Genomic DNA, 18,968 nt, shown 5'->3' on the forward strand with positions numbered 1-18,968 from the left:
GCGGGCTCGGTCATGAATGTGGGGGCGGCGCGGTGCTCTCCCTGATCACCAGTTCGGCGACCAGATCTATCCGGCTGGTGGGCAGGGCGTTGCCGCGCGCTAGGTCGAGCAGCATCTGGGTGGCGGTGCCGGCCATGTCGCGCAGCGGCTGATGGACCGTGGTCAGGGCCGGACCGACCCAGGCCGAGAGTGGCAGGTTGTCGTAGCCGACCACCGACACGTCGCCGGGAACGTCGAGGCCGAGCTGCCGGGCCGCCCGCAACACCCCCAACGCCTGCAGGTCGGAGCCGGCGAAGATCGCCGACGGACGGTCGGGCCGACTGAGCAACTCGATGCCGTGGGTGTAACCGGCGTCGAGGTGGAAGTTGCCATGGCGGACCAGCGTGGCATCGATCGGGACGCCGAGTTCCTCATGGGCGCACCGGAAGCCGGCCGTGCGGGCCCGGGCACAGAGCACGTCCCGTGGACCGGAGATGACCGCGATCCGGCGGTGCCCGAGATCCAACAGGTGCCGGGTGGCGATCAGACCGCCGTTCCAGTTGTTCGAGCCGACGGTCGGAACGGAGGCCACGCTGGCGCTGTCGGTGTCGATGACGACCACGGGGATCGACTGGCGCTGCAACTGCTGCCGCTGCGGTTCGGTGAGGTTGCACATGACCAGCAGCACCCCGAGGGGGCGCCGGGCGACCGCCGCGTCGACCCAGGACTGCGGTGGCCGGCGAGCGGCGCTGAGCTGCGACAGCATCACGTTCACCCCGGTGAGGGCGGCGACCGCCTCGACCCCCCTGATGATCTCCAGGGCCCAGTCGGAACCGAACTCGTGGAACACCAGGTCGATCTGGCCCTCTCCGGGCGCCCGACGGGAGCGTCGGCGGTAGCGGTGCCGTTGCAGGCTGGCCTCGACGCGCGCCCGGGTCACGGCGGCCACGTCCGACCGTCCGTTGAGGACCTTCGAGACCGTGGCCGAGGAGACACCGACCTCCCGCGCGATGGTCGCGATGGTCGCGGAGCCGAGCGCTGCCGGCGAACGCTTCTCTGCCATCGGATCCTCTGCAACGATTCCGAAATTTTCGGAGACTGTAGCACGCATCGGACCGGCGGAAGGTGACCCAAGTCGATGCTGCCCACTCGCGGAGATGAATACGGGCAATCGCTTACCAGCACGGCAAGTACGGCCTGAACAGTCTTTCCATGCCTCTTGACATGCCCTGTCGACGCGCTTAGGTTCCCCGACACAGGTGTCCGACTGGTTTCCGAAAATTTCGATAATCGCCGTGCTCCACGGCGGTCGGCGTGGCCTGCCGGGAGACCTCCCGGCCCCGGCCGGAGGGGTTCGCATGACAAGTCAGCTGCCCGTCGACGACCGATTGGCGTCCACTCACGCCGATCGGTGGCGTGATCCGAAGCTGCGACCGGACGAACGGGCCGACGCGCTCATCCCGCTGATGTCGCTGGAAGAGAAACTCGCTCAGCTGGTCGGCCTCTGGGTCGGTGCGGACGCTTCCGGTGAGGGCGTCGCTCCCCACCAGACCGACATGGTCGAGCACACTCCACCGTGGTCGGAGGCGATCCGGCACGGCCTGGGGCAGCTGACCCGGCCGTTCGGAACCGCGCCGGTCGACCCGGTCCTCGGCGCCCGGTCCCTGGCCGCGTCCCAGGCGCAGATCGTTGCGGCAAACCGGTTCGGCATTCCGGCGCAGGTGCACGAGGAGTGCCTCACCGGCTTCGCCGCCTGGCGGGCGACCGTCTACCCGACCCCGCTGAGCTGGGGCGCGGCCTTCGACCCGGAGCTGGTCGAGGAGATGGCCGGGCTGATCGGCCGGTCGATGCGGGCAGCCGGCGTCCATCAGGGACTCGCACCGGTGCTGGACGTCACCCGCGACTACCGCTGGGGGCGCACCGAGGAGACGATCGCCGAAGATCCCTACCTGGTCGGCACGATCGGCGCGGCGTACGTGCGCGGGTTGGAACGGGCCGGCGTGGTGGCGACGTTGAAGCACTTCGCCGGCTACTCGGCGTCGCGCGGCGGCCGGAACCTGGCACCGACCGCGATGGGGCGCCGGGAACTGGCCGACGTGATCCTGCCGCCCTTCGAGATGGCCCTGCGGCTCGGTGGGGCGCGGTCGGTGATGAACTCGTACGCCGAGATCGACGGTGTGCCGGCGGCGGCCGACGAGGATCTGCTCACCCGGACGCTGCGGGAACAGTGGGGCTTCGACGGCGTGCTCGTCGCGGACTACTTCGCCGTCCGGTTCCTGCAGACCCTGCACGGTGTCGCCGCGGACGCTGCGGCGGCGGCGCGGCTGGCGCTACGGGCCGGCATCGACGTCGAGCTACCCACCGTGGACGCCTACGGCGCGCCCCTGGCGGCGGCGGTACGCTCCGGCGAGATCAGCGAGGGCCTCGTCGACCGGGCGCTGCGGCGGGTGCTGATTCAGAAGATCGAGCTGGGGCTGCTCGACGAGGGCTGGCAGGAGCTGCCGGCGGACGTCGAGGCGCTGCGCTTCGACGACGAGGCCAATCAGGCCGTCGCCCTGCGGCTGGCCCGCCAGTCCGTCGTACTGCTCCGCAACCGGGACGGGCTGCTGCCCCTCGCCGATCACCAGCGGGTCGCCCTGGTCGGTCCGGTCGCGGACGACGCGATGGCGATGCTCGGCTGCTACACGTTCCCGCTGCACGTCGGGGTGCACCACCCCGAGCACGGCATCGGGGTCGAGATCCCCTCTCTGCGCGAGGCGCTCGCACGGCGGCATCCGCAGCTCACCCACGTACCGGGTACCGACATCACCGGCGACGACACATCGGGCATCGCGGCGGCGGTTCAGGCGGCCGCCGACGCCGACGTCTGCGTCCTGGCCGTCGGCGACCGGGCCGGCATGTTCGGCCGGGGGACGTCCGGCGAGGGCTGCGACGCGGTCGACCTTGAGCTGCCCGGAGTGCAGGCGGAACTGGTACGCGCGGTGCTGGCCACCGGGACGCCGGTCGTCCTGGTGGTCCTCTCCGGCCGTCCGTACGCCCTGGGCGACGCGGCGGACAGCGCGAGCGCCATCGTGCAGGCGTTCTTTCCCGGCCAGCTCGGCGGTCAGGCGTTGGCCGAGATCCTCACCGGCGCGGTCGACCCGTCCGGGAGGCTGCCGGTCAGCGTGCCCCGGCACGCCGGTGGGCTCCCCGGCACCTACCTCACGCCCATCCTCGGCCGACGGTCGAAGGTGTCGTCGGTGGACCCGACGCCGGCGTTCCCGTTCGGCCACGGTCTCAGCTACACCACCTTCGAGTGGGACGACGCCGAGGTGAGCGACGCGTCTGGCGATGTCACCGCGGCTCCGGCGACCTGGCCGGTCGACGGGGAGGTGACCGTCGGCGTCACCGTCCGCAACACCGGCACCCGGGCCGGAACCGAGGTGGTCCAGCTCTACCTGCACGATCCGGTGGCGCAGACCACCCGACCGGTGGTGCGTCTGATCGGGTACGCGCGGGTCCCGGTGGCGCCCGGCGGAGCGGCTCGGGTCAGCTTCACGGTCCCTGCCGACGTCACCTCGTTCACCGGGCTGCACGGCCGGCGAGTGGTCGAGCCCGGCGAGGTGCAGCTGCGGCTCAGCCGTTCCAGCGCTGACGTGGTGGCGAGCCTGGCACTGCGGCTGGAGGGTGACGAGCGCGAGGTCGGTCACCACCGCGAACTGCTGTCCCGGGTACGCGTCGAACCGGTCACCGGGCCCGCGCCGGAGGACCGGCCATGAGCAGCGTGACCACCCTGACCTCGTCGGCGTCCAGTCCGGACACGACGCCACCGAAGCGGCCACCACGGGCCGCCCGGCAGACCTGGCGGCGCGCGCTGCGGCGCGACTGGCAGCTGTACTCGCTGGCGATCCTGCCGCTGCTGTTCTTCCTGATCTTCCGGTACCTACCGATGCTGGGCAACATCATCGCCTTCCGCCGGTTCCAGCCCGGCGGCAACATCTTCGGCGAGTACTGGGTCGGGCTGCGGTACTTCAAGATGTTCCTGAACGACCCGACGTTCTGGAACGTCTTCACCAACACGCTGGTGCTGGGTGCGCTGACCCTGCTGTTCTGCTTCCCGTTGCCGATCGTGCTGGCGCTGCTGCTCAACGAGGTCCGGGCCCGCAAGCTCAAGCGCTTCGTGCAGTCGGTGTCCTACCTGCCGCACTTCCTGTCCATCGTGATCGTGGCGGCCATCGTCATGCAGCTGCTGTCGATGGATGGCACGGTCAACCAGCTCGTCCGCGCCGGTGGCGGTGACGCCATCCCGTTCCTGCAACGGCCGGAGTGGTTCCGCACCATCTACGTTTCCTCGGAGGTCTGGCAGACCGTCGGCTGGGGCACGATCCTCTACCTGGCGGCGCTCACCACCATCGACGACGACCTCTACGAGGCCGCCCGGATCGACGGCGCCAACCGGTGGCGGCAGACCTGGCACGTCACGCTGCCGGGCATCCGGCCGACCATGGTGACGCTGCTGATCCTCAACATCGGCGCCTTCATGGCGGTCGGCTTCGAGAAGATCCTGCTGCTGTACAACCCGCTCACCTATCCGACCGCGGACGTGATCTCCACCTACCTGTTCCGGATGGGCTTCCAGTCCAGCAACTTCAGCTACGCCGCCGCGATCGGGCTGTTCGAGGCGGTGATCGGGTTGATCCTGGTCGTCTCGGCGAACCTGATCGCCCGCCGCACGGTGGGGACGAGCCTGTGGTGACCATCGACGCCGCCAAGCGGCCCACCGAGACCAAGCCCCGCCCTCGCCGTCGCCGAGGCATCCAGCAGACCCGAGGCTACCGGGTGTTCCAGGTGGTCAACGGGATCATCCTGACCCTCGTGGTGGTGGTGACGCTCTACCCGTTCGTCAACATCGTGGCTCGTTCGATGAGCGACGAGGCGTACATCATCGCCGGCCAGGTGAATCTCGTGCCGCGCGGATTCACCCTGGAGACGTACCAGCTGCTGATGTCCGACTCGTTGTTCTGGACGAACTATCGCAACACCGTGTTCTACACGGTCACCGCCACGGTCATCTCGATCGTGATGACCACCTGCTACGCGTACGTGCTGTCGAAGAAGCAGCTCAAGGGGCGCGGGATGCTGGTCGGCATCGCGGTCTTCACCATGTTCTTCACCGGCGGTCTCATTCCCAACTACGTCCTGGTCACCAGCCTGGGCCTGAAGAACAGCGTCTGGGCCATCGCGCTACCCAACGCCATAAACGTGTTCAACCTGTTGGTGATGAAGGCGTTCTTCGAGAGCCTGCCGACGGAGCTGGAGGAGGCCGCCGCGGTCGACGGGCTCAACACGTACGGCATCCTGCTGCGGATCGTGCTGCCGCTGTCGAAGGCCATCGTCGCCACGATGGTGCTCTTCTACGCGGTGGCCTTCTGGAACTCCTGGTTCGCGGCCTTCCTCTACATGGACCGGCAGGAGCTGTGGCCGGTCACCGTGTACCTGCGCAACCTGATCGCCGGTGCCACCGGCGCGGAGAACGTCGGGTCGATCACCGAGGCCAACGAGGTACAGGCCGAGGCGACCCTCAAGGCCGTGACCATCGTGCTCACCACCTTGCCGATCCTCCTGGTCTATCCCTTCGTCCAGCGGTATTTCGTCCGGGGCATCATGCTCGGCGCGGTCAAGGGCTGACCAGAAGAAACACCCCTCTCACCACCGAGTTGAAAGGATCCCGCCATGTTCCGCAGATCGTGGCGTCACGCGGCGGCGGCTGCTGCCGTGCTGCTGGCCCTCGGCAGCGTCACCGCCTGTGGCGACGACTCGTCCGACAGCGAGGACCTGTCGGAGAACCGGGCCGGCGCGATGGAGAACTACGCGGTCGGTACCCAGTTCAAGGCCACCGAACCGCTTTCCTTCTCCGTCCTCTACAACAACCACCCCAACTATCCGCTCAAGGAGGACTGGCTGTTCTGGACGGAGTTGAAGTCCCGGACGAACGTCAGCCTCGAAAAGGTAGCCGTGCCGCTGAGCGACTACAACCAGAAGCGCAGCCTGCTCATCGGTGCCGGCGACGCTCCCCTGCTGATCCCGAAGACCTATCCGCCGGACGTGCACGCGTACGTCTCCTCGGGGGCGATCCTGCCGGTCAGCGACTACCTCGATCTGATGCCGAACCTCAAGGACAAGATCGAGAAGTGGAACCTGAAGCCGGAGATGGACACCCTGCGCCAGCAGGACGGCAAGTTCTACCTGCTGCCCGGCCTGCACGAGAAGCCCTGGCACGAGTACTCCCTGGCGGTCCGCACCGACATCCTCGAAGAGCTGAACCTTGAAGTCCCAAAGACCTGGGACGAGGTCTACACCATGCTCAAGGCGATGAAGGCGGCGTACCCGGACGTCTACCCGTTCTCCGACCGGTTCAGCCAGCCCAACCCGGCGGGTAACCTGCTCAACATGCTGGCCGTGTCGTACGGCCTGGCAGGCGCGGGCTGGAACTTCCAGCACGTCACATGGAACGACCAGGCGCAGCAGTTCGAGTACACCGGCGCCACCGAGCAGTACAAGCAGATGTTGCAGTACCTCAACAAGCTGGTGGCGGAGAAGTTGCTCGACCCGGAGAGCTTCACCCAGACCGATGACCTGGCCCGGCAGAAGCTCGCCAACAGCAAGTCCTTCGTGATCAGCAGCAACGCGCAGACGTTGGTCAACGACTACCGGCCGGACCTGGCCGCGACCAACCCGAAGGCGAAAATCACCAAGATCCCGCTGCCGATCGGCCCGGCCGGCGAGATCAACCCGGCCAGCCGCCTGGAGAACGGCATGATGATCTCCTCGAAGGCCCGCGACAGCAAGAACTTCGTGGCCATGATGCAGTTCGTCGACTGGCTGTGGTATTCGGACGCGGGCCAGGAGTTCGCCAAGTGGGGCGTCGAGGGCACCACCTTCGTCAGGGACGCCGCCGGCAAGCCCACTCTCGCTCCGGACGTCGACATGATCGGCCTGAACCCCGGCGCGCCCAAGCACCTGCAGAAGGACTTCGGCTTCGGCAACGGCGTGTTCTCCTACGGCGGCAAGCCCGAGCTGGTGCAGGGGTTCTTCTCGCCCGAGGAGCAGGAGTTCCAGCAGGTGATGAACGCGCGGGCGCCGAAGTCGCCGCCGCCGCCGTACCCGCTCAATGACGAGGAACGCGAGCAGGTGTCGCTCTGGGAGACCCCGCTGAAGGACCACGTCTACCAGGCCACGCTCCAGTTCGTCCTCGGGCAGCGTGACTTCGCCGAATGGGACGCGTACGTGGCGGAGTTGAAGAGCAAGAACATGGACGCCTACCTGACGATGGTCAACGAGGCACACAAGCGCTTCCAGGAGAAGAACTAGAAAGACGTGTCCGGTCCGGTCGTGTCGGCGCGACCGGACCGGACACCTTCCACCCGAGCACAGGGACGACGATGCGGATCACCGTTGCGGAGCAACCCGTCGGCCGGCTGAGCGACGCGTGGCGTCTCGCCGTCGGCACCGGCCGGTTCGACCTGGCACTGCGGCGCGACTACCAGGACTCACTGGCCCTGGTCCAACGCGAGATCGGCTTCCGGTACATCCGGGGGCACGGCCTGCTCAGCGACGGCGTCGGTGTGCACCGGCCGTACGACCACCAGGGTCAACGGCACGTCCGGCACGCCTTCGGCTACCTCGACCAAGTCGTCGACGCCTACCTCGAGCTGGGTGTCCGACCGTTCGTGGAGCTGGGTTTCATGCCGTCCGGACTGGCCAGCGGCGACCAGACGGTCTTCTGGTGGCACGGCAACGTCACCCCACCCCGGTCGCACACCGAATGGGCAGCCCTGGTCCGGGCCACCATCGGCCACCTCGTCGACCGGTACGGCCTGCACGAGGTGCGTGGCTGGCCGATCGAGGTGTGGAATGAGCCCGACCTGAAGGAGTTCTGGCAGGACGCGGACGCCGACGCCTACCACCGCCTCTACGAGGTGACCGCGCACGCGGTGAAGGACGTCGACGCCCACCTCCAGGTCGGTGGCCCGGCGCTCTCCCCCGGCGCCGACGACGGATGGCTGCCCCGATTCGCCGAGTTCGTCACCGACCGCTCGGTGCCCGTCGACTTCGTCAGCCGGCACGCCTACACCTCCGGCCCGGCCCAACACGTGCCGTTCGGCGTACACCAGACCCTGGCACCGGCGCAGCGGCTGCTGGAGCAGTTCGCCAGTCCCCGCCGGTTGCTCGCCGGCAGCGCGCTGGCCGACCTGCCGGTGCACATCACGGAGTTCAACAGCTCGTACCGGCCGGACAACCCCATCCACGACACCGCCTTCCACGCCGCCTACCTCGCTCCGGTGCTGGCCGGCGGTGGCGACCTGGTCGACTCCTTCGCGTACTGGACCTTCAGCGACGTGTTCGAGGAGGTGGGCATCCCTACCGCGCTGTTCCACGGCGGCTTCGGGCTGCTCACCCACCGTCAGATCCGCAAACCCACGTTCCACCTGTACGCCTTCATGAACCGGCTGGGTCCGCAGATCCTGGCCCGTGGCGCGGACCACCTGGTCACCCGCGACGACACCGGCCGCATCGCGGTGCTGGCCTGGGCGCCGGTCGACGTCACCGGCGGTGAACCGGTGGACGGCCACACCGTACGCCTGTCGCTGCCGGTAGCCGACCCGACCGCCCGCACCGCGTTCCTGCTGCGCTCCTCGGTCAGCGAGGAGTCCGGCAACGCCTGGCGGGCCTGGGGCGAAATGGGCCGACCGCCCTCCCCCACCGCCCGCCAACTGGACGTCCTGCGGCAGGCCGCCGAGCCGGCCCGGCGACACGGCTCGCTGCCGGTGCTGGCCGGCCGCGTCGAGTTGGACCTGCACCTGGCCCGGCACGAGGTGACCCTGGCCGAGGTGAGCCCGGTGACCGACGAAACGCCGCCCTGGTGGGACGAGAGTCGGCTGCTGGGTCGGGAGCCGTCGTGAGCACCGCCGCCCGTCGGGAGTTCGGTGCCGGCCCGCTGTCCCGGGGCGCGGCGCTGATCTACACCCTGCTGGTGGTGGAGTTGCTGCTGCTGGTCTGCGCGGCGCCCGGCCTGGTGGCGCTGTTCGCGCTGGAGCGGCACGTGAGCAACCTGCCGCTGGTCGCGCTCTGCGCGGTACCGCTCGGCCCGGCCTTCTCCGCCGCGCTGTACGCCCTGCACCGGCAGCGTCTCGACCTGACCGAGCTGCATCCGTGGCGGCTGTTCTGGCGCGGGTACCGGGCCAACCTGACCGGTTCGCTGCTGGTCTGGGTTCCGACGCTGGTGTGGCTGACCGTCATCGCGGTCAACCTGGTCAACCTGCCGGCGGCGGGGGTGCCCGGCTGGTGGGCGGTGCCGCTGGCGCTTGTCGGTGCCGTGGTGTCGGTCGTGGGGGTAAACGCGCTGGTGATCACGTCGCTGTTCACGTTCCGGCTGCGCGACGTGTTCCGGCTGGCCGGGTACTTCGTGCTGCGTACCCCGGTGGTCGCCGTCGGCACCGCGTTGCTGCTGGTGGCGGCGACGGCGCTGACCATGGTCGCCTCGGAGGCGGCGCTCGCCGCCCTCGGCTCGGTGCTGGCGCTGGCGCTGGTCCGCGGTGGCGCACCGATGACCGACATCATCACCGAGGAGTTCGTCGAGTGAGTCTGCCCGTCACGCCCAAGGTGCCGTTCGGTGGCGACTACGACCCCGAGCAGTGGCCCGAGGCCGTGTGGGACGACGACGACCGGCTGTTCACGCTGGCCGGGATCGACATTTCCGCTCAGCGGGGTGCATCGCGGGGCGTCCGATTGGTGCCGAGCCAGTCGACGGCGAAGTCGACGAGCGCGCGCTGGCGCATCAGCCGGCACTCGGCCGCGCCCACCCGCCCGATCCGTACGCCGCGGGTGCCCTCGAAAGCGTCGCCGACCTGGTCGAAGTCACTCTCGTCGGTGTCAACGTCCGGCCAACGGGTCCAGGTCCGGCCGTCATCGCTGCGCACGGCCGACCCCTCCCACCTGCGCGGCGGGTCCGGCAACCGGTACTCGGCCAGGTGCAGCGAGGTGTTGCTGTCGTGTCCCGCGCCCAGCAGCAGGACGTCACCGTCCAGCCGGTAGACGGCACCCAGGGGCGAGTGCTCCCCCAGCATCTCGTCGAGTTGGTGCCCGGTCACCACCGTCTCGGCCGCCGGGCCGACGGCCGCGAACGACACCTGCGGGTGGTCGCTACGTCGCGCGCCCGGCCAGGTACGTACCGTCTCCGCGACCACGCCCATCCACCGGCTCGGCGTCAGCACCGGGTCGAACCCGGGCATGTTCGCGCGGATCACCGGCCACCAGGAATCCGGCACGGGTGGGTGCCGCCAGCCAGCGGGGTCGGTGTTGTCCGGGGTGTGCGTCGGCACCACCAGCGTGCCGTCCGGGCCCAGCGCGTCGAGCAGCGCCTGGACCACCGCGACCGGGCCGCCGCAGACCCATCCGACCGCGCTGAGCGACGAGTGCACCAGCAGCACCGAGCCGCGCCGCACCCCGAGCGCCACCAGGTCCTTGGCGAGCGTGCTGCGCGTGTACGGCATATCGGCGTCGATCGACGCATCCTACCTGGCGGCGGTCTGCGCGAACCTCGGTACGCCGCCCATCGTGATCATCCGGACGAGCGTTGCGCTCACTCGGTTTCGGCGGTGAGGGTGCGGAGGTTCCCGCGTACCTTTTCGAGCAGTTCGACGAACGCGACCCGTTGGTCGGTCGCCATGCCGGCGGTGGCGGTCTCGGCGAGCGTGCGCCAGGCCGCCTCGATCTTCGGGATGACGGCGCGACCCTTGTGGGTCAACCGGATCCGGGTGGCACGCCGATCACCCGGTACGGGCTCCCTGACGAACCAACCACCCTGATCCAGGCGACTGAGACTGCGGGTCACCGTGGGCTGTTCCACGCCGAGCCGGGCGGCGATCTCGGAGATCGTCATACCGTCGGGCTCCTGACCGAGCAGCCACAGCAGCACGTCCTGCCCCGGGTGCAGGGCGAGCGCGTCGAGTACGTCGGCCTGCGCGCTGCGGTACAGCTTGGCCACCTTGACCAGCGCTTTGTTGGTGGCCAGGACATCCGTCAGTTCCACCCGGGCAGTGTACGAGTTGACGGGCCGGTGCCAACTGATCCATAGTCGACTAACATATAGCCGACTATGGAGTTGTCATGGAAACCGGTTTGTCGAACAAGGTCGCCCTCGTCACCGGGGCCTCCGGGGCCATCGGCCGTGCCACCGCCCTGCGCCTGGCGGCCGATGGCGCCTCCGTCGCCGTGTCCTGGTACACCAACCACAACAGCGCCCTCGACGTGGTCGAGGCGATCACGCGAGCCGGCGGCCGGGCCTGCGCCATCCACCTGGATCACCACTCTCTGACCGCCATGCCCGGCATCATCGAGGAGATCGCCGAACGACTCGGACCGGTCTCCGCCCTGATCGCCAACGCCGTGCAGTGGCCCTCCTTCGACACCGACGAGATCGGTGGGCTCACCACGTCGCTGGCCGTCAACACCGTCGGTCCGCTGGCACTGATCGATGCAGCGCTGCCAGCCATGCGCGCCACCGGCTGGGGACGCGTCGTCGTCGTGTCGACCGACATCGTCGCGCAGCCCATGGCGGGGCCACTCGCCTACGCCACGGCAAAGGGCGCGCTGGAGACCGCCGCGCGGGTGCTCGCCGTCCGGGAAGCCCGCCACGGCATTCTGACGAACATCGTGCGCCCCGGCTTCACCCTCACCGACAAGGCACTGACCGCTCCGTTCCTGGGGCCGGAAGCGGTCGCCACCGAGTCGGCGAAGACCCCAACCGGCCGCATCTGCACCCCCGAGGACGTCGCCACCGCCGTCACCTACCTGGCCTCGGCGGCGAACGGTCACGTCAACGGCCAGACGGTGTCGCTGGCCGGTGGTCGGGAACTCGTCCGCGGGTGACGCCGGCACGAACCACCGATGTCTGTACGTGTCAATGATTTCCACTTCCCGCAACCCGCCGGTCGGATCGGCGGCAATCTCCGTGCCGAAGGGTTCGGCACATGACGCACACATTGAGCGCAGCGGTGACGGTAGGCGTCGTCGCCGCCGCGCTGCTCGCCCCGGTGCAGGTGACCGCCGCCACCGCCCGGCCGCCGACCGCCGGCACCGCCCAGCCGCCGGTCGTGACCACCAACAACGAAACCCCCGTGTTGTACGACGACGAGGCGGGTGGGAACGCCTCCGGTGACGATCCGGCGATCTGGGTCCATCCGGCGGACTCGCGAAATCCGTGGTGATCGTGACCGCAAAGGAGGGCGGCCTCCGCGTCTACGACATGGGCTCCCGTGAACTCCAGTCGTTGCCCGCCACGAAGGCACCACGGAGCGACGCTGTCCCGGGCCGCTACAACAACGTCGACATCGCCTACGGCCTCCGCCTGGCCGGTCGCCGGATCGACGTCGCCGTCGTCTCGGACCGCTACAACGACCAACTCCGGTTCTTCGCCATCCACCCGGCGGGCGCGGCGGCACGTACCCCGCTGACGGAGGTCACCGCAGCGGACCAGAGCTTCCTGTTCAACCCCGACCGGGAGGCGGTCGAGCAGGAGCAGACCGCCTACGGCCTCGCCGTCTGGCAGCCACGCCCCGGCGAGACGTACGCCGTCGTCACCCAGGAGGGCACGACGACCATCGCCACCGTCCGCATCGCGGCCATCGGTGGCAAGCTCGGTTACACGGACATCCGGCGACGGGCGATGCCGAGCCACTTCCGGCTGCCGGACGGCACGACCTGGGTGCCCTGCGAGGAGCCAGGCGTACTGCCACAGCTCGAAGGCGTCGCGGTGGACCAGGCATCGGGTGTGCTCTACGCCGCACAGGAGGACGTCGGCCTGTGGCGGCTGCAACTGCCGCTCGGGCCACGGAGCCGACCCACGCTCATCGACCGGGTCATCGACTTCGGCATCCACGATGTCTACGACAGCGAGACCGAGGAGTGCCGCCCGATCGACCCGAATGCGCAGGGCTATGGCGGGAACCTACTCGTGGCGGATGCCGAAGGCGTCGACATCTACTACGGGCGTGGCTCCACCGGGTATGTCATCGTGTCCAGCCAGGGCGACGACTCGTTCGCGGTCTACCAGCGCCGAGGCACGAACCGGGCGGTGGGAAGCTTCCGGGTCACCGGCGTCGGTGGCGCCGACGACATCAACGGCTCCGACGGCCTGGCCGTGACCAACCGCCCCGTCGGCACGTACCGGCAGGGTCTGCTCGTCACCCACGACGAGCCCGAGACCGGACCCGACGTGGACGACGAGCGCGACGCCACCAACTTCTCGTACGTTCCCTGGGGCGACGTCGCGCGGGCACTGTCGCTGACCGTGGACACCCGGGCCGGAAACGACCCTCGCCTGCGTTGACACCCACGACGTCGGAGCGACCCGCTCGCGGCAGCTTTCGTAGAAGCTACGACGGCAGCCAGGCAAAGCGGATGTCCGGTGCCTTCTCCTCGTTACGCGACCCGTCGGTCGCCTCAACCGGAACGAAGCCGTGCCGACGGTAGAACCGCTGCGCGCCGGTGTTGGTCGCGAACGTCCACAGCTGAAGGCCCTCCGGCCGACGGGACTTGGCAAGCTCGATCAGTTGAGAGCCCAACCCACGACCGGTCCAGGCGGGATCGACATAGAGCTGGTCGATCCAGTGGCCGTCCAGCACCAGCACGGCCAACGGCAGTTGGTGACCATCCTCCGTCAGCCACACTTCCCGTTCAGCGATGACGACGCCCCTGACCCACTCCCGGATCTCCGCCTCCGAATGCACGGCCGCGGGAATCGCGCCGACCGCGGCACGGCGGGCAGCGATGAGCAGGTCGGCGACTGCCCGCGCATCCTCGGCACCAGCACGACGAGATGCTGCCGAGCCCAGCGACGGGGCATCAGACGGGCCCATCGGCTGTTCGCCTCCCACATCGTTGTCACCGCCGCAGCGGTGTCATGAGTAAACGCGGGTGCGGGCAGACCGGCAAGAGCAGTAGCGTCCCGGCCCATGACCTCGGACGCTTTCGTACCAGCCGGCTTCACCCCGCCGACATCGCTGATCACCGACCGGTTCCGCCTCGAACCGCTGGGCCCGCAGCACAACGTGGCGGATCACGCCGCCTGGATGTCGAGCATCGAGCACATCCGCACCACGCCTGGATACCCGGACGGCAACTGGCCACCTGTCAGCGGCATGTCGCTGGAGAAGAACCTCTCCGATCTGCGCCGTCACGCTGACGACTTCACCAGGGGCACCGGGTTCACCTTCACCGTCCTCGACCCGGTCGACAGCGACGTAATCGGCTGCGTCTACCTTTACCCGTCGGCCTCTGAGGAGTACGACGTCACCGTCCAGTCCTGGGTGCGGGCCGACCGGGCGGACCTCGACGAGCCGCTCGCCACCGCCGTCGCCAACTGGATCGCCACCGACTGGCCCTGGACGCGCCTGGACCGGTGCGGCCGCTGAGGACAGCTACCGGCTCTGCTACCTGCGCGGCCCGGCGGGCATCATGGTCGCGCTCGCCGAACAGATCAGGTGAGCGGCCTCCAGTTCCGGCTGCGGCCGGTGAGCCCGAGAACCCGGTCGAGCAGCGGAGCGTCGGCGGGCTGGGTGATCGACGGCCCGAACAGGCCGGGGGTGCCGTCGCTGCTGGCCTGTTGGGACACCAGGCGATGGACCGTGTCGAGGGTCTGGTCATCGATGTCGTACGGCTGCCCGGTCGCGATGGCGAGATCCCATCCGTGGACGACCAGTTCGTCCAGCGCGACGACGCCCATGATGTCGGCCGGCAGCCGCACCCCGCCGACCGCGGTCTCGCCCGTCCCGGCGGCCGGCTCGCGCCAGGCGGCAACCAACTCGTCGAGCTGCACCGGCAGTCGGCCGCGCCACTGGGGGTCGAGCCTGTCGACGGAGGGGTCACCCGGACCGTTCGGCGCGGGATCCGGCCCCTTCTCGGCGGCCGTCCGGAACGCGAGCGTCAGCCCCATGAGATGGTCGAGCAGGTCGCCGACCGTCCAACCCTCGCACGGAGTGGGATTGGCAAGCTGGTCGTCGGTAAACCCGCGCAGCAGCGCCTTCAGCGCGCGGGCCGCGGGCTCGAGATCCGGGCTGCCGTTACTGTCGATCATCTCTGCTCCTTCGTCGCGAACACCTCCGCACGCTACGCTCCGGGACCGACAGACATTCCGTGACGACGGTCGGTCACTGGGTGCCGGGGGCGGCGGCGCGCCACTGGATCGGAGTCACCCCGTGTTCCGCGCGGAAGCGTTTGATGAAGTAGCTGACGTCGGGGTAGCCGCTCCGGCGGCTGATCGTGGCCACGGTCAGGTTGGTGTCGGTGAGCAGCACGCGGGCCTGTTGCATGCGGCGCTGCGCGATCCACTGCTGGACGGTCCGGCCGGTCTTACGGCGTACCACGGTGGTGAGATGTCCGGCGGTGAGCGCCAGTTCGGCGGCGACATCGGCGAGCGAGATGGGTTCCTGGTAGCGCCGCTCGATGACGTCGAAGACGGCCGCGAGCATCGGCTCGTCCGCCGAGCGCAGTTGGTCGGCGACGCCGGTCGGCAACCGGGCCGCGGCCACCAGCAGCAGGGTCAGGTGGGCGAGGGCGGCCTCCTGGTGCCCGTCACGCCGGGCGCGCAGCTCGGTGTCCAGTGCGGCGAAGCGCTCGACCCAGCCCGCCCGGTCGGACGGTGGGATGCGCAGCCGCTGTGCCCGGTCTGTGCCGTGGGCGAACGGGAGGAGCAAGGGGTTTGACCGCCACGACGAGTAGGCCCCCGACCTTCCGGGCCGCACCACGTCGGTCGGGAACCACACCGTCCATCCGTCGGTGACCGTCGTCTCGATCGGGTCGAGGAGGGAAACGACCTGCCCTGGCGCGATGACGAACAGGTCCCCGTCGGTCACCGTCCACCTGCGGCTGTCGATCACCAGCCTGCCGTCGGCGCGGTGCGCGTAGAAGAGCACCAGGAAGTCGTGGGTGTGGGCACCGCTGGCGGCCGGGCCCGGAATCGGCGTGCCCTGTGGGACACGGGCCACGGCGATAGGGGCGAGGCCGGGCACCCGACCGAACCCGATGACCGGCACGCCCTGCCCGGTCACCCCGACGGCACTGGGGGCTGGAACCAAAATTCGTCGCATCCGGTCCACAGTTGCGCCATTGTCCACGGTGTCGTGCTCCATGACGCTGAGAGTACGACCGAACTTCATCTGATATCGGAGCGTCACATGACCGGACAGTCCCACCGCACCGACGCGCAGCAGTACCTGCCCGGCATGGGCAAGCACTGGCTGCTTCCGCTCTACGATCCGTTCTCCCGTCTCGCCGGGGTCGGGCGTATCCACGGGCAGCTGATGGACCGGGCGAACCTCCGGTCCGGTCAGCGGATCCTGGAGATCGGCTGTGGTACCGGCAACCTGCTGACCGCGCTCGGGCGTCGGGTACCGGACATCGACGCGCTGGGCATCGACCCGGACCCGGCCGCGCTACGCCGTGCCCGCCGCAAGGCCGCCCGGCACGGGCTGCCGATCCGGTACGAGCAGGCGTTCGCCGGCGCGCTGCCGCTGCCCGACGACAGCGTCGACCGGGTGCTGTCCGCGTTCATGCTGCACCACCTGGACGACGAGGAACGCGCCCGGGCGCTGCGGGAGGTCAGGCGGGTGCTGCGGCGCGGCGGTGAACTGCACCTGCTCGACATCGACGGCACACCGTCGGGCCGACGTGGCGGAAAGGCGCACCGCATCGCCCGGGTGGCCGCCAGCCTCCCCGAGCGGGTGCTGGCCGCGCTGGGCGACGCCGGCCTGACCGGCGTCGCGAGCAACGGCAGGGGTAAGGCGTGGTTCGGCCGCTTCGCCTGCTACCGCGCCGAGGCACCCTGAGGCCAACGACACCGGCCGTCGCCGCAGTTCGGCGTCGCCGAGGCCCGGCTCAGTGCAGGGGCCGGCCGTGCGCGTCGGGAACGCCGGACTTGCGGTGGAAGTAGGCGTTGATCTGGTCACGCCACTCCCGCGCGCAGCGCAACTGCTCGTCGAGGCGCTCGGTCACTCGGGCGTGCACCGCCGCGTCCACCAGGCCGACCAGCGACTTCCACCGCAGGCAGGCCGCCTCCACCTCGGCCACCCCGTCGAAGTGGGTGTCGTAGATGTGCTGGATGACGGTGCGACCGCTGTGCAGCACATGCTCGTACGGCACGTGGTGGAAGAAGAGCAGCACCTCGTCGGGGCAGGTCTCCGGGGATTCGTACACCCGGGACCAGGGCCGCGGGTACTGGCCGGTGAAGCCGGTGCCGGTGGCCCGGGTACGGTCCACGCCCACGCCGTCGCGGTCGGCGAAATGGTACGTGCCCCACCGGCTGTACTCGTAGCCGTCGACATCGGGGCCGTAGTGCAGGCCCGGCCGCACCATGAATCCCACGCCCAGCGGGGCCGTGTAGCGCTCGTAGGTGCGCCACGAGTCGTCCATGATCTCGTGCAGGGTGCGGCGGAGCAGGTCCGGGTCGGCGCTGGTGTCCGGGTGGAACGTCAGCTCGATCCACTCGTCGAGCAGCTCCGCCGGTCGCAGCCGCGGATCCCAGGCCAGCCGGCCGAACGCGTACAGATTGGCCTGGGCCAGCGGATGCCCGGTCCAGAACGGGTCGTCGCCCACGTTGGAGACGGCGACCAGGCCGCCACCGCCGGCGGCCACACCGGCGACGGTGTCTCCGTCGTCGCCCCAGCCGAACCGCAGCACCTCGCTCCACCAGGGAGCCAGATAGCACACGTGCCGCTGCTGGCCGGTGTACTCCTGCGTCACCTGGAACTCCACCGCCATCCGGGTGCCGGGCATCGCGGTGATCACCGGGGAGACGGGTTCCCGGGTCTGGAAATCCATCGGGCCGTGCTTGACCTGCACGATGACGTTGTCCCGAAAGCGGCCGTCGAGCGGGGCGAAGTGGTCGAACGCCGCCCGGGCCCGGTCGGTGGTGCGGTCGCGCCAGTCCTGCCGGTGGTTGTAGACGAAGGCCCGCCAATGCACCACGCCGCCGTGCGGAGCCAACGCGTCGGCGAGCAGGTTCGCCCCGTCGGCGTGGTCACGGCCGTAGCTGAACGGGCCCGGTTGGCCCTCCGAGTCGGCCTTGACCACATAGCCGCCGAAGTCGGGGATGCGGGCGTACACCGCCCGGGTGGTCTCCGCCCACCAGGCCCGCACCGCGTCGTCGAGGGGATCCGCGGTGGGCAGGCCGGCGAGGACGACCGGCGCGGCGAAGGTGACCGACAGGTGCACCCGGATGCCGTACGGGCGAAACTCGTCGGCGAGTTCGGCGACGTCGTCGAGCCGCTCGGTGAGCAGCCGCGCCTCGGTGGCGTGGACGTTTACGTTGTTCACCGTCACCGCGTTGATCCCCACGGCGGCCAGCAGGCGCGCGTACGCCCGCACCCGCCCGCGGTCCCGCCGGGGCTGGCCGGCCTGCCAGAAGATCGAGCCGCCGGCGTAGCCGCGTTCCACCTGCCCCATCACCGGGTGCACGTCGACGTTGTCCCAGTGGTCGAGCATGCGACGGCGCATCGCGGGACGGTACGGCTGGGCCGCGTACGGTGCGCCGAATGCCGTTTCACCGAGGCGGATCAGGTGGAACAGCCCATAGAGCAGCCCGGCCGGCTGGTCGGCGAGCAGCACCGTGACCTCGCCGTGGCGGCCCAGGGCGTAGCCTTCCGCGCCGAGCGGCCCACCGGCTGCCGTTTCCAGGTCGGCCAGGGCGGCGTCGAGCTCGGCGGGTCCACCGTCGCCGACGGCCGGGACCAGGGCGAGCACCAGGCTCGGCGGCGGCCCCTCCGCCTTCCGCCGGACGCTGCCGCCGTGCTCGGCGCAGGCCCGCTCGACCTCGGCGACGACCGTGTCGATGAGCCCTGCGGCACCGACTACGAGACAGTGCCGGGAGCCGATGGCGCGGAAAGCCTCGGGCGGCAACCAGGCGGGGTGGACGTCGGTCGGGGCGGGGGCGGTCATTGCGCAGATCGTAACGA

Annotated in this window: 18 protein-coding genes; 11 read left to right on the top strand and 7 right to left on the bottom strand. The window is 69.7% G+C overall.

The window, feature by feature from the left end; translation table 11 throughout:
• Positions 1-10: 10 nt before the first annotated feature.
• On the bottom strand, positions 11-1,042 hold the full coding sequence (locus ACN26Z_RS18975; protein WP_093406934.1) for a LacI family DNA-binding transcriptional regulator: 1,032 nt from the start codon (positions 1,040-1,042) through the stop codon (positions 11-13).
• Positions 1,043-1,337: 295 nt separating this feature from the next.
• On the opposite strand from ACN26Z_RS18975, the gene ACN26Z_RS18980 reads away from it, so the two are divergent.
• The 6 genes from ACN26Z_RS18980 (at position 1,338) to ACN26Z_RS19005 (ending at position 9,601) form a co-directional block, all read left to right on the top strand.
• On the top strand, positions 1,338-3,737 hold the full coding sequence (locus ACN26Z_RS18980; protein WP_421462615.1) for a glycoside hydrolase family 3 N-terminal domain-containing protein: 2,400 nt from the start codon (positions 1,338-1,340) through the stop codon (positions 3,735-3,737).
• Positions 3,734-4,714 (top strand): ABC transporter permease, encoded by a 981-nt coding sequence (locus tag ACN26Z_RS18985; protein ID WP_282238138.1) that lies wholly within the window; start codon positions 3,734-3,736, stop codon positions 4,712-4,714. The genes ACN26Z_RS18980 and ACN26Z_RS18985 overlap by 4 nt, the downstream gene beginning before the upstream one ends.
• On the top strand, positions 4,711-5,646 hold the full coding sequence (locus tag ACN26Z_RS18990) for a carbohydrate ABC transporter permease (protein WP_421462616.1): 936 nt from the start codon (positions 4,711-4,713) through the stop codon (positions 5,644-5,646). The genes ACN26Z_RS18985 and ACN26Z_RS18990 overlap by 4 nt, the downstream gene beginning before the upstream one ends.
• Before the next feature lie 45 nt (positions 5,647-5,691).
• Positions 5,692-7,329, top strand: coding sequence for an extracellular solute-binding protein (locus tag ACN26Z_RS18995; protein WP_282238136.1), 1,638 nt, complete (start codon positions 5,692-5,694; stop codon positions 7,327-7,329).
• 71 nt (positions 7,330-7,400) lie between these two features.
• The gene (locus ACN26Z_RS19000; protein WP_421462617.1) at positions 7,401-8,921 is read left to right on the top strand and encodes a GH39 family glycosyl hydrolase; all 1,521 of its coding nucleotides are present in this window, start codon (positions 7,401-7,403) and stop codon (positions 8,919-8,921) included.
• Positions 8,918-9,601, top strand: coding sequence for a DUF624 domain-containing protein (locus ACN26Z_RS19005; RefSeq protein ID WP_282238134.1), 684 nt, complete (start codon positions 8,918-8,920; stop codon positions 9,599-9,601). The genes ACN26Z_RS19000 and ACN26Z_RS19005 overlap by 4 nt, the downstream gene beginning before the upstream one ends.
• Positions 9,602-9,719: 118 nt before the next feature.
• Here the strand turns inward: ACN26Z_RS19005 and ACN26Z_RS19010 are convergent, their stop codons facing one another.
• Both ACN26Z_RS19010 and ACN26Z_RS19015 read right to left on the bottom strand, forming a co-directional pair.
• Entirely contained in the window at positions 9,720-10,511 is a 792-nt protein-coding gene (locus ACN26Z_RS19010; protein WP_282238133.1) for an aminoglycoside N(3)-acetyltransferase, read from the bottom strand.
• A gap of 89 nt (positions 10,512-10,600) precedes the next feature.
• Positions 10,601-11,050, bottom strand: coding sequence for a MarR family winged helix-turn-helix transcriptional regulator (locus tag ACN26Z_RS19015; protein ID WP_282238132.1), 450 nt, complete (start codon positions 11,048-11,050; stop codon positions 10,601-10,603).
• Positions 11,051-11,127: 77 nt separating this feature from the next.
• Here ACN26Z_RS19015 and ACN26Z_RS19020 point away from each other — a divergent pair, with 77 nt between their 5' ends.
• The 3 genes from ACN26Z_RS19020 (at position 11,128) to ACN26Z_RS19030 (ending at position 13,348) form a co-directional block, all read left to right on the top strand.
• Positions 11,128-11,889 carry an SDR family NAD(P)-dependent oxidoreductase gene (locus tag ACN26Z_RS19020; RefSeq protein WP_282238131.1) on the top strand — a complete coding sequence of 254 codons (762 nt, stop codon included), beginning with the start codon at positions 11,128-11,130 and terminating at the stop codon, positions 11,887-11,889.
• 101 nt (positions 11,890-11,990) lie between these two features.
• Positions 11,991-12,227 (top strand): hypothetical protein, encoded by a 237-nt coding sequence (locus tag ACN26Z_RS19025; RefSeq protein ID WP_421462618.1) that lies wholly within the window; start codon positions 11,991-11,993, stop codon positions 12,225-12,227.
• A 2-nt stretch (positions 12,228-12,229) separates the two neighbouring features.
• On the top strand, positions 12,230-13,348 hold the full coding sequence (locus ACN26Z_RS19030) for a phytase (RefSeq protein ID WP_421462619.1): 1,119 nt from the start codon (positions 12,230-12,232) through the stop codon (positions 13,346-13,348).
• Between the two features lie 46 nt (positions 13,349-13,394).
• Here the strand turns inward: ACN26Z_RS19030 and ACN26Z_RS19035 are convergent, their stop codons facing one another.
• Positions 13,395-13,877 (bottom strand): GNAT family N-acetyltransferase, encoded by a 483-nt coding sequence (locus tag ACN26Z_RS19035; RefSeq protein WP_282238130.1) that lies wholly within the window; start codon positions 13,875-13,877, stop codon positions 13,395-13,397.
• Positions 13,878-13,973: 96 nt separating this feature from the next.
• Here ACN26Z_RS19035 and ACN26Z_RS19040 point away from each other — a divergent pair, with 96 nt between their 5' ends.
• Positions 13,974-14,432 (top strand): GNAT family N-acetyltransferase, encoded by a 459-nt coding sequence (locus tag ACN26Z_RS19040; RefSeq protein ID WP_396885367.1) that lies wholly within the window; start codon positions 13,974-13,976, stop codon positions 14,430-14,432.
• Positions 14,433-14,497: 65 nt separating this feature from the next.
• Here ACN26Z_RS19040 and ACN26Z_RS19045 read toward each other — a convergent pair whose 3' ends face one another.
• A complete protein-coding gene (locus ACN26Z_RS19045) occupies positions 14,498-15,094 on the bottom strand; it encodes a TIGR03086 family metal-binding protein (protein ID WP_421462620.1) in 597 nt (198 codons plus the stop codon).
• Positions 15,095-15,167: 73 nt separating this feature from the next.
• Complete coding sequence (locus ACN26Z_RS19050) at positions 15,168-16,052, bottom strand: AraC family transcriptional regulator (RefSeq protein ID WP_421464679.1); 885 nt, start codon at positions 16,050-16,052, stop codon at positions 15,168-15,170.
• 141 nt (positions 16,053-16,193) lie between these two features.
• Between ACN26Z_RS19050 and ACN26Z_RS19055 the strand changes: the two genes are divergently transcribed.
• Positions 16,194-16,844 carry a class I SAM-dependent methyltransferase gene (locus ACN26Z_RS19055; protein ID WP_421462621.1) on the top strand — a complete coding sequence of 217 codons (651 nt, stop codon included), beginning with the start codon at positions 16,194-16,196 and terminating at the stop codon, positions 16,842-16,844.
• Between the two features lie 49 nt (positions 16,845-16,893).
• On the opposite strand, the gene ACN26Z_RS19060 is transcribed toward ACN26Z_RS19055, so the two are convergent.
• Entirely contained in the window at positions 16,894-18,951 is a 2,058-nt protein-coding gene (locus ACN26Z_RS19060) for an alpha-glucuronidase (RefSeq protein WP_421462622.1), read from the bottom strand.
• Positions 18,952-18,968 lie beyond the last annotated feature (17 nt).

The sequence above is a fragment of the Verrucosispora sp. WMMD703 genome (genome assembly GCF_049178935.1).
In the GTDB taxonomy this organism is placed as follows: Bacteria; Actinomycetota; Actinomycetes; order Mycobacteriales; family Micromonosporaceae; genus Micromonospora; species Micromonospora sediminimaris.